The sequence below is a fragment of the Longimicrobium sp. genome (assembly GCA_036377595.1).
Taxonomy (GTDB): domain Bacteria; phylum Gemmatimonadota; class Gemmatimonadetes; order Longimicrobiales; family Longimicrobiaceae; genus Longimicrobium.
This window is the reverse complement of record DASUYB010000136.1, coordinates 34,166-48,059: the sequence shown is the minus strand read 5'-3', so window position 1 is coordinate 48,059 and position 13,894 is coordinate 34,166. Positions and strand designations below refer to the sequence as shown.

The following is a 13,894-nucleotide window of genomic DNA, read 5'->3' as shown; positions in this document are numbered from 1 at the left end:
GATCGCCTCAGCGGCGGTGGCGGCGGGTCTTGCGGGCGGTGGTGTGGCGAACGGTGCGGCGGGTGTGGGCGCTCGCCTTGCGCCGCGTCGAGCGATGTGCCGAGGCGGACGCGCGGCGGCGGGCGGCGCGGCGCGCGGCGGCCCTGCGGACTTCGGCCCTACGGACCTCGGCACGGCGGGCCTCCGCGCGGCGCTCGGCGGCCCGGCGCTCGGATGCGCGCTGGCGGGCGGCGGCCTCCTCGCGGGCGCGCTCGGCGGTCGCCTGCGCCACCGCCTCGCGGTGCAGCGCGGGGAACGCGTCTTCGAAATCGCCGCCCCGGCCGTGGGGGATGCGCACGGCGAAGGCCTTCTTCCCCGGCGGCGTCACCTTCTGCACCAGGTGCGGGTTCAGCCGCGTGACCTCGCGCTCGCTGACGCCGGCGGCGCGCGCCACCAGCGCCAGCTCGGTGCCGCCGGGCACGGTCACGGTGTCGGTGCGCAGCGGCATCCAGCGCTCCACCTCGCCCAGGCCGTACTTGCCCGGCTCCTTGCCCACCAGAGCGGCGGCCACCATCAGCGGCACGTACTCGCGCGTCTCGCGCGGCAGGCGGTGGCGGATGCGCCAGAAGTCCTCGTCGCTCTCGCCGCGCCGGCGTCCGGTCTCGGCGGCCAGCGCGCGGCTCACGCGGCCGTCGCCGCCGTTGTAGGCGGCCGCGGCCAGGTACCACGAGCCCAGCTGGTTGTAGAGGTCGCGCAGGTAGCGCAGCGCGGCGTCGGTGCTCTTCTCGGGGTCGCGGCGCTCGTCCACGTAGCCGTCGACGCGCAGGCCGTAGCCGCGCGCGGTGGGCGCCATGAACTGCCAGAGGCCGACCGCGTTGGCGTGCGAGCGGGCGTTGGGGTTGAACCCGCTCTCGATCATGGAGAGGTAGACGAGGTCCTCCGGCATCCCCGCCTTGCGCAGCTTGGCGCGGATCATCCCCTCGTAGCGGCCGGAGCGCTTCAGGTAGTCGGCCATCACCTCGCTGCGCCGGCCCGAGAAGAGGTCGACGAAGCGGTCCACCGCGTCGTTGCGCACCACCGGGATGTCCCAGCGGGTGGCGGTGGCCGCCGCGGCCTCGCGGATGAAGCCCAGCGGCTGGCCGTCGCCGTCGCGATGGAGCGGGAGCTGCCGGCCCGTGGCCGCCAGCACCCCGCCGAGGGTGCTCCCCAGCAGGAGCGCGGCGGGGAACGCCGTCCTGAACTGCATTCTGCCTCCGGATTGCACTGCGGGCGCACCGCGGGGGCCGCGGCGGTCTGATCAACCGGGGGAACGAAGCGTAACTGCCGGTTTTACGGGGGATTGAACGTGGCGCACCGGCCTTCGTTCCTTCGCAACATAATATGGAACAACGGTTTATGCAACCGAACGTGGTCCGAAGAACCGCAGGGGACAGGGGGACAAGGACAGGGGGATGGGGGATGGGGTCGATCGGCTGAACACCTCTGGTTGTCATCCTGAGGGAGGCGCCGCACCGAACTTTCCACCGCATCACTGGTTGGCGCCGACCGAAGGATCTACTCGCCGCCGCGGACAGGCCTGCTCGTTCAGAGCGGATATCCAGCCCGCCCTGCAAGATCCTTCGGGCGCGCGGAGATTCGTCCGTACGCGGCCTCGGTGCCCGCGCCCTCAGGATGACATCCGCGGTCCGCTCGGGAATCCCGACACCTCCGCGGACACCCACCCGCCGCGGCGTTGACGCGTTCCGGCGGCGCGGCTATCGTCCCGCCTCCACCTCTCCGCCCGAGGACGCATGGCGCATCCCGCCCCCATCGCCGAAACGGTCCACTTTCTCCGCGAGCGCATCACCCGCGCGCCCCACGCCGTGCTGGTGCTGGGCTCCGGGCTGGGCGGGCTGGCGGACGAGATCGAGGACCCCGTCGCCATCCCCTTCGACCAGATCCCCGGCTTCCCGCGGCGCACGCAGGAGCTCGCGGGGCATGCCGGGCGCCTCGTCGCCGGGCGGATGGAGGGCGTGGAGGTCGCCGCCATGCAGGGACGCTTCCACCTGTACGAAGGATGGTCGCCGGCGGACGTGGCGCTCCCCGTGCGCGCGCTGGCGGCGCTCGGCGCGGAGGCCATGCTGCTGACCAACGCGGCCGGCGGCCTGCGCCCGGGGATGCAGCCGGGCGACCTGATGATCATCGCCGACCACATCAACCTGATGTGGAAGAACCCGCTTGCCGGCCAGGTCGTCCCCGGCGAGCAGCGCTTCCCCGACATGTCGGACCCGTACGACCGCACCTTCCGCGCACAGGCCGAGGCGGTGGCGCTGGAGCTCGGCATCCCCGTCACCCAGGGCGTCTACGCCGCGCTCCTGGGCCCCAGCTACGAGACGCCGGCGGAGATCCGCATGCTCGCCCGCCTGGGCGCCGACGCGGTGGGGATGTCGACCGTGCCCGAAGTGCTGGTGGCGCGCGCGCTCGGCGTGCGCTGCCTGGGGATCTCGTGCATCACCAACCTGGCCGCGGGGCTGGGCGGCGCCACGCTGAGCCACGACGAGGTGATGGAGGTCGGCGCGCGCGTCCGTGACCGGCTGGCGGCGCTGGTGCGCGGGGTGCTGCCAAGGATCGCGTCGCTGAACCTGGCGAGCGAGGCGGCGGCCTGAGTGCGAGAGTGCGAGAGTGCGAGAGTGCGAGAGTGCGTGAGTGCGTGAGTGCGTGAGTGCGTGAGTGCGTGAGTGCGTGAGTGCGAGAGTGCGAGAGTTCAAGACGATGAATGTCATTCCGAGCGGAGCCGCCGCACCATTCTTTCCACCGCAGCGATGACTGGCGGCTCCGTGAGGAATCTGTGCTCCGCATACGAGCCATAGGCGGCCTGTCGCTCGTACGCCGGCGATGGATTGCTCGCGCTGCGGCCGACGGAGCAGGACGCAGGGTCGGTCTGGCCGCGCTCGGAATGACATCTCCCGGTGTTTGCGCGTCTCAAGCCCATCGCGGGGACGCTGCACAAGCGGTTGAGAGGGCAACGACTTCCATCGCCGCCGCACTGGCTTTTCATCCCCGCCCGCAGCACATTGTGTATCCCCGCGCCGCGATTCCGCCGGCGCCGCCGCAAACTTTCCTCTGCCGACCTCCGTAGCTGCCACCGGACACACTTCGTCCTGCTGGCATCCACCGGATTCCCTGGTTCCCATCCATGCAGATCTCCGGAGAGCTGATCGGTCTGACCGCCGTGACCCTGGGCGGGCTGGCAGTCCTCATCCCCATCGCGGGAATCACCGCCCGCATCGCGCTGAAGCCGATCGTCGAGGCGATGGCCCGCTACCGCGAGATGCGCGGGGTGGACGACAACGTGAACCTGCTCGAGCGCCGCATCGGCCTGATCGAGCAGCAGCTGGACGGGATGGACCGCTCGCTGCGCGTGCTGGTGGAGGACGCCGACTTCCGCCGCCGGCTGGAGGCGACGTCGCCCGTGCAGGCGGCCGCGCTCCCGCCCGCGGGCGCACCCGAGCGGAACTCGTAGCGTGGCCGGCGCCTCCACGCCGCGCGCGCGGCGGCTCCGCCGCCTGGGGCGTGGACTGGCCGTCGGCACGGCCGCGGCGGCGGTCACCGTCTCCCTGCGCGGGACCACGCTGATGCGGCGCGCGGAGGGGGCCACGTACGACCTGCGCACGACGGCGCTGGCAGACCCGTCGCGGGCGTCGAGGGACATCGTCATCGCCGCCATCGACGACCGCTCGCTGCGCGAGCTGCAGCCGCAGTACGGGCGCTGGCCCTGGCCCCGCGCGGTGCACGCGGCGGTGCTCGACTATCTCCGCTACGCCGGCGCGAAGCTCGTCGTCTACGACGTGCAGTTCCCCGAGGCGGGGCTGGACAGCGCCAGCGACCAGGCCTTCGCCGACGCCGTGGCGGAGGCGGGGAACGTCGTCCTGCCGATGGCCATGTCGCGCGACACCGACTCGGTGGAGGGGATCGCCGCCGGGGCGAGCGGCGAGGCGGAGGCGCGGCGCTTCGCCCTCCCCCTGCGCGGCGGCAACGCGCTGGTCGAGCAGGGGCAGGAGATCGCGCCGATGCCCGCGCTGACCCGCGGCGCGGCGGGCGTCGGCTCCATCGCGCTGAACTCCGACACGGTGAGCGGCACCGTGCGCCACGAGCAGCTGGTCTGGCGCCACGACGGGCGATTCTATCCCTCGCTCTCCCTGGCCGCGGCGCGGCTCGCCGACCCCCGGCGCTACGGCGGCGCGTTCTCGCTCGATCGCGGCGCGCTGCGCGGCGGCGTGGTGGCGGTGCCGCTGGAGGACGGGCGGATGGTGATCCGCTGGCGGGGGCCGTTCGGCACGCGGGCGCGGCAGACGTATCCCGCGTTCTCGTACTCGCGGCTGGCGCTGTCGTACGACGACGTCTTCCACGGCCGCGCGCCCGCCCTGCCGCCGGATTCGCTGAAGGGGAAGATCGTCTTCGTCGCGGCGACGGCGAGTGGAATGCTGGACCTGCGCGTGACCCCCTACGGCGCCAAGGAGCCGGGGGTGATGATCCACGCCACCGCGCTCGACAACCTCCTGCGCGGCGACTTCATGCGGCGCGCGCCCGCGTGGGCCAACGCGGGGACGGCCGCGGCGTCCGCGCTGGCGGCGGCGACGGCGGTGTCGCTGATCGTCTCGGCCGCGTGGGGGACGGCGGCGGCGCTGCTCGTCCTCCTGCTGGCGGCGATCGCCAGCGTCGGCGCGTTCGCGGGCGGGGTGTGGCTGGACGCCGCGGCGCCGGCGCTGGGCGGCGCGCTGGCCTACGCCGGCGCGATGGCGGGGAACTACGTCACCGAGGGACGCGAGCGGCGCCGCGTGCGCGACATGTTCAGCCGCTTCGTCGACCCCCACGTGGTCCGCCAGCTCGCGGACGCGGGGCAGTCGCTGGCGCTGGGCGGGCAGCGCGTGCCGCTCACCATCCTCTTCAGCGACATCCGCGGCTTCACCTCGCTGTCGGAGAAGCTCCCCGCGGAGACCGTCGTCGCCATGCTGAACGAGTACCTGGGGGCGATGACGGACATCGTGTTCCGCCACCGCGGGACGAGCGACAAGTTCATCGGCGACGCGGTGATGGCGTTCTGGGGCGCGCCGCTCCCCGCGGCCGACCACGCGCGCCGCGCCTGCGACTGCGCGCTGGAGATGATCGCCGAGCTCGACCGCCTGAACCGCGCGTGGGAGGCCGACGGGCGCGCGGCGGGGCTGCGCATCGGCATCGGCATCAACACGGGCGAGGCGGTGGTGGGAATGATCGGCTCGCTCCGCCACAAGCTCGACTACACCGCCATCGGCGACGCGGTGAACCTTGCCAGCCGGCTGGAATCGCTGAACAAGGAGATGGAGACCACCATCATCATCAGCGACGCGGTGCGTGCCGCCCTGGGCGACGGCTACGACACGCGCGCGCTGCCGGAGGTGCACGTGAAGGGAAAGGAGCAGGCCGTGCAGGTGCACGAGCTGCGGGGCCGCCGCGCGGCGTCCGCCGCCTCCCCCGCCGCCGCCGCGAAGGTGATGGCGACGGCGGGGATCGCGGCGCTGCTGCTGGCCGCCGCCCCGCTCACCGCGTCCGCGCAGGCCAAGCAGCGCTGGACCGACGACGTCTACCAGCCCGGGCGCTGGCAGCGCGGGCAGCTGGTGGCGTGGAGCGTCACCAACCCCGCGCGGGCCGACTCGCTGGCGCTGGTCGCCCGCGTCGACGGCTTCGCCAAGGCGCCGCGCTGGCGCGCCGAGATCCGCCGCGTGGGCGCGGACAGCCACCTCTCCGAGCCGCTGATCCTGGTCGGCGAGCGCAACCGCGTGCAGGTGGTGACCGGCGTGGCCGCCGCGCCACTGGAGCAGAACGCGGCCAAGGACGACCCGCTCGTCCAGGCCGTGGTCGCCCAGTTCGACGCGTCGGGCGCGCTGAAGCAGCCGGGCGCCGGGCGCATCGTGCAGCGCGCCGAAGGAAAGGTCGCCCGCGTGTTCGCGCGGCGGCCGGCGGTGCAGGCCGACTTCCCCGACGCCCTGCTGGCCATGAGCCGGGGACGCCGGACGATCAACGACATGGTGCAGCGCACCACCGGCCAGGTGGCGTCGAACCGCACCGCCAGCCTGGCGCCGACGGCCGGGACGCGAGGCGTGGCGCCGCGCACCGTGCAGACGCCATCCGGCGCCGTCACGGTGACGCCGGACGCGGCGGCCGTGGCGGCGATGGACCAGCGCGCGGTGGACGCGGTGGCGGTCGACGCCTTCACCCGCGACGGACGGCTGGGCCAGTCGGCACCAGTGAAGGAGGAGACGGCACCATGAACCGGGCGATCATCATCTCCGCCACCCTCCTGCTGGCGGTCCCCGCGGCGGACCGTACGCTGGCCGCGCAGCGCGGGGGGATCCTGGGGCGGGTGGCGCGCGCGGCGGGCGGCGCGGCCGCGGGCTCGTTCACCGTCGGCGTGGCGAAGGAGCGCGAGATCGGGCGCGAGGTGGCGGCCACCGTGGCCGGCCGCTGGCGCGTGCTGAACGACCCCGCGCTGAACGACTACGTGAACCTGGTCGGCACCGTGGTCGCCCAGCAGTCGCCGCGCTACAACGAGCTGCCCTTCCGCTTCGCGGTGCTGGACACGGACGAGATCAACGCGTTCGCGGCGCCGGGCGGCTACGTGTTCGTGACCCGCGGCGCGCTGGAGCTGATGGAGAGCGAGGCGGAGCTGGCCGGCGTGCTGGCCCACGAGGTGGCGCACGTGGACCAGAAGCACGTGCTGGAGCAGATGCGGAAGGGGAGCATGATCCAGGGCGCGCAGAGCGAGGCCGACCTGAACGGCTTCGTGCTGGACCAGGCGGTGGGGCGGCTGACCTCCCTGATCTTCACCGGCCTGGGGCGCGGCGACGAGCTGGAGAGCGACTCGCTGGGGATGCTGTACGCCGCGTCCGCCGGCTACCGTCCCGACGGCCTGGCCACCTTCGTGCGCCGCCTGCAGACGTCGGAGAGCAACGAGCGCAAGCGCCGCTTCCTGGCCGAGATGAAGGCCACGCACCCCGAGCCGCCGGAGCGCGTGGCCGCGCTGGAGCGCCAGGCCGCCGCCGCGCACCTCGACCCCGCGAGCGGCCAGCTCCTCGCCGACCGCTTCCGCCGCTACGTCCGGCGGCGGTAAATCGTCGGGAGAAATCGCGATGAAGCGGCGCTCCGTCCTGACGGGGCGCCGCTTCCATATCCCTGAAAGACTTGGGCTCACGCAGAGTTAGCAGGGTCAGCAGTTGATCAGCAGTCATGCCACTGCTTGTAACTGCTAACTCTGCTGACTCTGCGTGAGCCCCTTCTGTTTCAGGAATTCCCGACCATGTGGTTGAGGGGGCCGTGGCCGCGGCCCAGGCCGGGCGCGGCGGCCATGGCACGCTGGACGTAGTCGAGCGCGTCCTCCACCGCGCGGGCGAGCGGGCGGCCGTGCGCCAGCCCCGCGGCCGCCGCGGCGGAGAGGGTGCAGCCGGTGCCGTGCGTGTTGCGCGTCGCCAGCTTCGGCCGCCGCCAGGTGCGCCATTCGCGGCCGTCGTAGAGCACGTCTACCAGCTCGTCGCCGCGCAGGTGGCCGCCCTTCAGCAGCGCGGCGCGCGCGCCCATCGCCACCAGCGCATCCGCGGCGCGGCGCATCCCCGTTTCATCCTCCACCGGCTCGCCCACCAGGATCGCCGCCTCGTCGAGGTTGGGCGTGACGAGCGCGGCCAGCGGCACCAGCTCCTCCACGATCGTGCGCTCCGCGTCGCCGGCCAGGAGGCGGTCGCCGCTGGTGGCCACCATCACCGGGTCCAGCACGTAGTTCGGCAGCGCGTGCTCGCGGATCGACGCGGCCACCGCGCGCACCAGCCCGGCCGTGGCCAGCATCCCCGACTTGCACGCGGCGGGCGGCAGATCCTCCGCCACGGCGGCGATCTGCGCGCGCACCACGTCGATGGGCACCGGGTGCACACCGCTGACGCCGAGCGTGTTCTGCACGGTGATGGCGGTGATCGCGCTGGTGCCGAACACGCCGAACGCGTGGAAGCTCTTCAGGTCCGCCTGGATCCCCGCGCCGCCGCCGGAGTCCGACCCGGCGATGGTCAGGACGATGGGGATGGCCATCCGCTCGCTGCGTCAGGGAGATGGAGATCGGGATCGCGGAAAGAGCGCCGTTCGTCTCCACCCGCGCAAGATGGGGATCGAGGAAGAAGCGCGGGGGACGCGGAGATCCCATCTCCACGTCCCCGACATCTCATCGACACCACACCGACCGATCGCCGCGCCTCAGGAGAGGCCCGAGGGCGGGTGCACGTTGGCGTTCACCAGCAGGCGCGCCAGCGTGCGCACCGACACCGGCGCCACGAAGTGCGTGGCGGGCACCAGCAGCCGCAGCCGCCGGGACACCTGCTCGCGCGCGGCCAGGGTGGCCAGCACGGGCGTGTCGGGATCCAGCGCTTCCACCGCGGCGATGTCGCCCACCGCGACGACCCGGATGGCCGCCCCGCCGGCCAGCGCGCGCAGCCGCTCGCCGTACGCGGGGTCGGCCACGAGCGCCGTCAGCGGGCGGTGATGGACGCACTCCTCCACCGCGTCCACCAGCTCGGGGCTGAGGCGCGCCAGCACCAGCGGCTTCCCCTCGGCCTGGCAGGCGGCGGCCAGCTCGTGCCCGTGGAAGTGCGTGGTGACGACCAGGTCGGCGTCGCGCAGCGCCTGCACCAGCTCGCGCCGCCCCTCGCCGCCGGGGCGCAGCGCCACGGGCACCGCCTCCATCCCCCACTGGCTGTGCATCTCGTGGCAGAGCGCGGCGCGGGCGTCGACCGTGGCGTCCACGCAGGCGCAGCGCAGCGGCCGCGACGCCGTCCAGCGCCGCACCAGGTCGGGAAGCCCGGGCACGCGCACCTGCAGCGCCGCCGCCTCTTCCAGCACCCCGGCCAGCCAGTCGGCCGTCTCGCCCAGCTCGGGATCGGTCTCCTGCGGCGGCGGCGCCACGCGCACGCCCTTGCGGTAGCGCACCTCCACGAACCCCGCCGCGCCCAGCCGGCGGTAGGCGCCCGCCACGATCCGGTGGTCGATCCCCGTCTCCTGCGCCGCGTCGCGGATGCTGGGGAGGCGGTCGCCCGCGCGCAGGTAGCCGGCGTGCAGCCCCGCGGCGATCCCGTCGCGCAGCCGGTCGGCGAGCGTGCCGACGGTGGCGCCCTCGAGCAGGACGCGGCGCATCTCCGCCTCGGACCAGCCCTCGCGCGCGGGGGCGGGGACCGCGGCGGGGCGGATGATCGACACCGTCCCGCGCACCCGCCCCGACGCGTCCGCCAGCGGCGACAGGGAGAGCTCCACCGGCAGCGGGTCGCCCTCCTTCGGCTCCGCTACCGCCGCCACGCGCGACGGCGCCGCCACCCCCGGCGCGGCACGCACCGCGCCGAGCAGTGACGAAACCTCGTCGCCCACGGCGGGGTTGGGGCGCCCGGCCACCTCGTCCTCGGCCCACCCAAGCAACTCCTGCGCGGCGCGGTTCCACACCAGCACGCTGCCGTCCACGTCCATCGCCGCCACCGCGTCGGGAAGCGAGTCGATGGTGGCGCGCAGCACGGCCAGCTGCTCCGCGCCCGCCGCCTCGCTCACCAGCCGCTCGGTGACGTCGGTCAGCCGCCAGCCGAAGGCCATCCCGTCGGACTGGGGAACCGGCCAGACGGCGGCCTCCACCTCCAGCGGCAGCCGGGCGCGCGGCTGCAGCACCAGCTGGGCGGTGCGCGGCGCCGCCTCGTGCGCCAGCCGCGACACCAGCGCGCGGAACGGCTTCCTGGCGTCCTCGGCGATGAACACCGCCAGCGGCTTCCCCGGCAGGTCCCCCGGGCGAACCCCCACCAGCGCGCCGGCGGCGGCGTTCGCGTAGATCACCACGCCGAGCGAGTCGGTCAGCAGCAGCGGGAAGGGCGCCGCGGTGAAGGCGTCGCGCAGCCGCCGGGCGTCGCGCGCGGCGGCCTCGCCGGCGAGATCCTTCTGCTGGGCGGCGCTGGCCATCTCCTCCTCGGTCACGCGCAGCTCCTCCACGGCCACGCGCAGCTCCTCCACCGTCTCCTCGAACAGGTGCAGGACGCCCGAGGTGTCGCGCGCCATGTCGCCGCCGCGCACCCGGGGCTCGAGGTTTTTCAGGAACTGATCCAGCGATTGATAATCATGCATGGGGGCCGGGCGGGGTAACAAAATGGCCGGATGGCGTCGCCGGTACGAGAATGCCGGGCGGCGGGGAGTAATACGGAAGAGGGCGCAAGAAGCCGGCCACGAAGGCATCCCCCGGAACGTTCGTGGAGACGGCGTAAGAGATTGGATTTCGGCGCGGCGCGGGCTCAATCCCAGCCGTTCACCCTGATCGCCTCGGTGTGCTCACCCAGAGCGGGCGGGGGATGGCGAACGCACGCCGGAGTGCGCGAGAAGCGGAGTGGCGAGGGAACTGTATCGACCGTCCCGAAAGTTGCGCCGGTGACGGGCCAGGCGCCGCCGCGCTCCGTCAGCAGCGGATCGGCGAGCGCCTCGCGGACGGTCTGCACGGGGCTGCAGGGGATGCCGGCGGCCTCGAGGACCGCGAGCCACTCGGCGGCGGGGCGGGCGCGGAAGACGGGCGCCAGCGCGGCCTCCACCTCGGCGCGGTGCTCCACGCGCCCGGGGTTCTCCGCGAAGCGGGGATCGGCCGCCAGCCCGTCCGCGCCGATGGCCGCGCAGAGCTTCCGCCACTGCGCGTCGTTCCCCACGGCCACGACGAACGGGCGATCGGAGGCGTCGAAGGTCTGGTAGGGAACGATGGTGACGTGCGCGTTCCCCCAGCGCGCCGGCTCGCGCCCGGTGACCAGCGCCGCCTGGGCGACGTTGATCAGCCCGGCGAGCGCGCTGTCGAAGAGGGTGACCTCGATGCGCTGGCCGCGCCCGCTCGCCTCGCGCTCCCTCAGCGCGGCGAGGATGGCCACGGCGGCGTTCTGCCCGGTGAGCACGTCGACGATGGCGACGCCCACCTTCATCGGGTCCCCCTCCGGCTCGCCGGTGATGGCCATCCACCCGGCGCGCGCCTGCACGGCGAAGTCGTAGCCGGGCCGCCCCGCCTCGGGCCCGTCGCTGCCGTAGCCGGTGATGCTGCACCACACCAGCCGCGGGTTGAGGGCGGCGAGCTCGTCGTACCCCAGCCCCGCTCGCTCCAGCGTCCCCGGCGCGAAGTTCTCCACCAGCACGTCCGCGTCGGCGGCCAGGCGGCGGACGAGCGCCCGCCCCTCGTCGCTCTTCAGGTCCGCGGCCACCGAGCGCTTGTTGCGGTTGGCGCAGAGGTAGTAGGCGGCCTCGCGCCCGGCCGGACCCTCGGCCCACGGCGGCCCCCAGGTGCGCGTGTCGTCGCCGGTGCCGGGGCGCTCGACCTTGACCACGTCCGCGCCCAGGTCGCCGAGCACCATGGTGCACAGCGGCCCCGCGAGCACGCGGCTGAGGTCGAGTACGCGAAGGCCGGCGAGCGGGCCGGAGTTCGTCATGGAGTGCTGAGTGCTGAGTGCTGAGTGCTTTGCTGAGTGCTGAGTGCGACAGCGGGGCGGACGATAGGCGGGCTTGAGCGCGCGGCGCAACCCGGTCGCTCCGGGGAAAGGATCGGCCATGGCTGACGGAGCCCGGCGCGGCCGCGGACGGCCCCCTCCCCCGGCCCCTCCCCCGCTTCGCAGGGGAGGGGAGAACTCAGCGCGGTGGAGGTTTCGTGCGAACGCACTGGGCACTGGGCACTGGGCACTGGGCACTCAGCACTCGTCTCCAAACACTCAGTAGGCAGAATACTTGCTGTCCCCTATATTGGCCGCCCTTCAGAAACCAACGCGCACCCGGACCAGACGGATCGGAAACAAACATGGCTTCGTTCAACGACCTCGGGCTCCGCGAGCCGCTGCTGATGGTGCTCGAGGAGGAGGGAATCGAACACCCGACGGCGCTCCAGCAGGCCGCCATCCCCGTGCTGCGGCGCGAGGGCAACCTCGTCGCGCGCGCCGGCAGCGGCTCGGGAAAGACGCTGGCGTACGGGCTGGGCGTGCTCGACCGCATCGAGCCGCGCGCCGAGGGTGACGAGGGCGAGGAGGGTGATGCCGAGGCAGCGGGGACGCGCGTGCTGGTGCTGACCGCCACCGCCGAGGACGCCGAGCGTACCGCGCTTTCGCTCGTCCCCGTGGCCCACGCGGCCGAGCTGGTGGTCACCGTCTCCGGCCCCGGCTGGGGGACGCAGCCGCGCGAGGCCGACGTGCTCGTCGCCACGCCGGGCCAGGTGATGGACGCGGTCCGTTCCTCGGGCGTCAAGCTCGACGCGGTCGAGGCCGTGGTGGTGGACGGCGCCAGCGACATCGAGGCGCTGGGCGAATGGGAGTCGCTGGAGACGCTGTTCGACAACGTCCCCCGCACCGCGCAGCGCGTGATCGTGACGGCGGAGACCACGCCCGGCGTGCAGGACCTGGTCGACCGCCGCGTGAAGCGGGCGATCAAGTATCCCACGCAGCCCGCCGTCCCCGACGCGGAGGCCGAGGCGCAGGAGGCGACGGGTGTCGTGGGCTACGTCCCCGTCAGCGAGCGCGAGAAGATCGACACCGTCGCCCGTCTCCTCGGCGGCGGGGGAGATGGGGAGGCGCCGCCGGTGCTCGTCTGCCGCACCGAGGAGCGCGCCGCGCAGGTGGCCGAGGCGCTGTCGCTGCGGGGCTTCCTGGTGGGCGACGCGGACGACGACGAGGCCGACGTGGTGGTGGTCGGCGCCGGCGAGGCGCTGAGTGATGGCGCTTCGGGCACGGTGATCTCGTTCGACGTGCCGCCCGACGAGGAGTCGCTGCGCGCGCGCCACGGCGGCGAGCACACCGGGTTCGTGCTGGTGCAGCCGCGCGAGCTGCCGCACCTGCGCGACATCGCGAAGCGCGCCGGGCTGGCCGCCAGCCCCGCCGGCATCACCGGCGAGCGCCAGGGCGCCGCGGACGAGATCCGCCGCTTCCGCCAGGAGCTGCGCCGCGCCCTCCGCGAAGAGGACGTGGGCGCGCAGATGCTGGTGCTGGAGCCGCTGTTCGAGGACTTCACCGCCGCCGAGGTGGCCGCCGCGGCCGCCGCGCTACTGCGCAAGCGTCCCCCGGCGCCGTCCGCCGAGCCGGCGCCCGCCGCCGCGCCGAGCGCCGCCGCGTCGCGCACCACACGCCCCGCGCCGCGCGAGTCCACCGCGGGCGCAGCGCCGGCCGCCTTCGCGCGCCTGTTCGTGAGCGTGGGCGAGCGCGACGGCATTCGCGCCGGCGACCTGGTCGGCGCCATCGCCGGCGAGGCCGACATCCCCGGGAGCAGCGTGGGGAAGATCGAGATCCGCGACACCTTCTCGATCGTCGAGGTCCCCGCCGACATCGCGCAGCGGGTGATCGACGCGGTGAACGGCACCACGATCAAGGGCCGCAGCGCGCGCGTGGACTACGATCGCGGCGGCGACCGCGCGCGCCGCCCAGGCGGGCGCGAGGGCGGACCGCGCGGCGCGGGCCCGCGCCCCGGCGGCTTCCGCGGCGGCCGCGAGGGCGGCGGGCGCCCCGGCGGCGGTCCGCGCGGCCCTGGCGGCGGCGGGTCGCGCGGCCCCGGCGGCCCGCGGCGCACCATCCGCCGCCCCCCGCGCGACGAGTAGCGATCGCATGGTGACGAGACAACGATGCCCCCGCGGAGCCTCCGCGGGGGCATCGTCGTCTCCGCCCGCGACGCGATCAGTACGGACGCGGAGTCCGGCAGCAGCGCTCGGGGTCGGTCACCGTGGGGCAGATGGAATCGCAGCTCCAGCCGCCGCTGTACTCGTGGCCGCGCACCGCGCGCTCCTCGCGCCCGGTGCCGAACGATTCGACCCGCAGGTCGTCGGGATCCAGCATCAGCCTCTTCATCGCGTCTCCGCGGCTCGGGTGGGGCGGACCCGGCGAGGGACGCTCACCGGGCC

The 13,894-nt window shown here is 74.1% G+C and carries 10 protein-coding genes; 5 read left to right on the top strand and 5 right to left on the bottom strand.

Annotated features, from left to right (window positions below):
* Positions 1 to 7 precede the first annotated feature (7 nt).
* The gene (locus tag VF092_24620) at positions 8 to 1,225 is read right to left on the bottom strand and encodes a lytic transglycosylase domain-containing protein (GenBank protein HEX6750496.1); all 1,218 of its coding nucleotides are present in this window, start codon (positions 1,223 to 1,225) and stop codon (positions 8 to 10) included.
* Positions 1,226 to 1,769: 544 nt separating this feature from the next.
* On the opposite strand from VF092_24620, the gene VF092_24615 reads away from it, so the two are divergent.
* From VF092_24615 to VF092_24600, 4 genes are all read left to right on the top strand, one after another.
* The gene (locus VF092_24615; protein HEX6750495.1) at positions 1,770 to 2,624 is read left to right on the top strand and encodes a purine-nucleoside phosphorylase; all 855 of its coding nucleotides are present in this window, start codon (positions 1,770 to 1,772) and stop codon (positions 2,622 to 2,624) included.
* A gap of 530 nt (positions 2,625 to 3,154) precedes the next feature.
* Positions 3,155 to 3,481, top strand: a complete 327-nt coding sequence (locus VF092_24610) for a hypothetical protein (GenBank protein ID HEX6750494.1) — start codon at positions 3,155 to 3,157, stop codon at positions 3,479 to 3,481.
* Position 3,482: 1 nt separating this feature from the next.
* Positions 3,483 to 6,266 (top strand): adenylate/guanylate cyclase domain-containing protein, encoded by a 2,784-nt coding sequence (locus VF092_24605; GenBank protein HEX6750493.1) that lies wholly within the window; start codon positions 3,483 to 3,485, stop codon positions 6,264 to 6,266.
* Positions 6,263 to 7,105, top strand: coding sequence for a M48 family metalloprotease (locus VF092_24600; GenBank protein HEX6750492.1), 843 nt, complete (start codon positions 6,263 to 6,265; stop codon positions 7,103 to 7,105). Before VF092_24605 ends, VF092_24600 begins: the two co-directional genes overlap by 4 nt.
* A gap of 170 nt (positions 7,106 to 7,275) precedes the next feature.
* On the opposite strand, the gene thiD is transcribed toward VF092_24600, so the two are convergent.
* The 3 genes from thiD to VF092_24585 all read right to left on the bottom strand — a co-directional run bounded on the left by thiD (position 7,276) and on the right by VF092_24585 (position 11,453).
* Complete coding sequence (gene thiD / locus VF092_24595; GenBank protein ID HEX6750491.1) at positions 7,276 to 8,067, bottom strand: bifunctional hydroxymethylpyrimidine kinase/phosphomethylpyrimidine kinase; 792 nt, start codon at positions 8,065 to 8,067, stop codon at positions 7,276 to 7,278.
* Between the two features lie 162 nt (positions 8,068 to 8,229).
* Entirely contained in the window at positions 8,230 to 10,125 is a 1,896-nt protein-coding gene (locus VF092_24590) for a PAS domain-containing protein (protein HEX6750490.1), read from the bottom strand.
* A gap of 164 nt (positions 10,126 to 10,289) precedes the next feature.
* Positions 10,290 to 11,453: a CoA transferase gene (locus VF092_24585; GenBank protein ID HEX6750489.1), complete on the bottom strand. Its 1,164-nt coding sequence runs from the start codon at positions 11,451 to 11,453 to the stop codon at positions 10,290 to 10,292.
* Between the two features lie 362 nt (positions 11,454 to 11,815).
* Here VF092_24585 and VF092_24580 point away from each other — a divergent pair, with 362 nt between their 5' ends.
* On the top strand, positions 11,816 to 13,594 hold the full coding sequence (locus VF092_24580; GenBank protein HEX6750488.1) for a DEAD/DEAH box helicase: 1,779 nt from the start codon (positions 11,816 to 11,818) through the stop codon (positions 13,592 to 13,594).
* 76 nt (positions 13,595 to 13,670) lie between these two features.
* On the opposite strand, the gene VF092_24575 is transcribed toward VF092_24580, so the two are convergent.
* Positions 13,671 to 13,841 carry a hypothetical protein gene (locus VF092_24575; GenBank protein ID HEX6750487.1) on the bottom strand — a complete coding sequence of 57 codons (171 nt, stop codon included), beginning with the start codon at positions 13,839 to 13,841 and terminating at the stop codon, positions 13,671 to 13,673.
* Between the last annotated feature and the right edge of the window lie 53 nt (positions 13,842 to 13,894).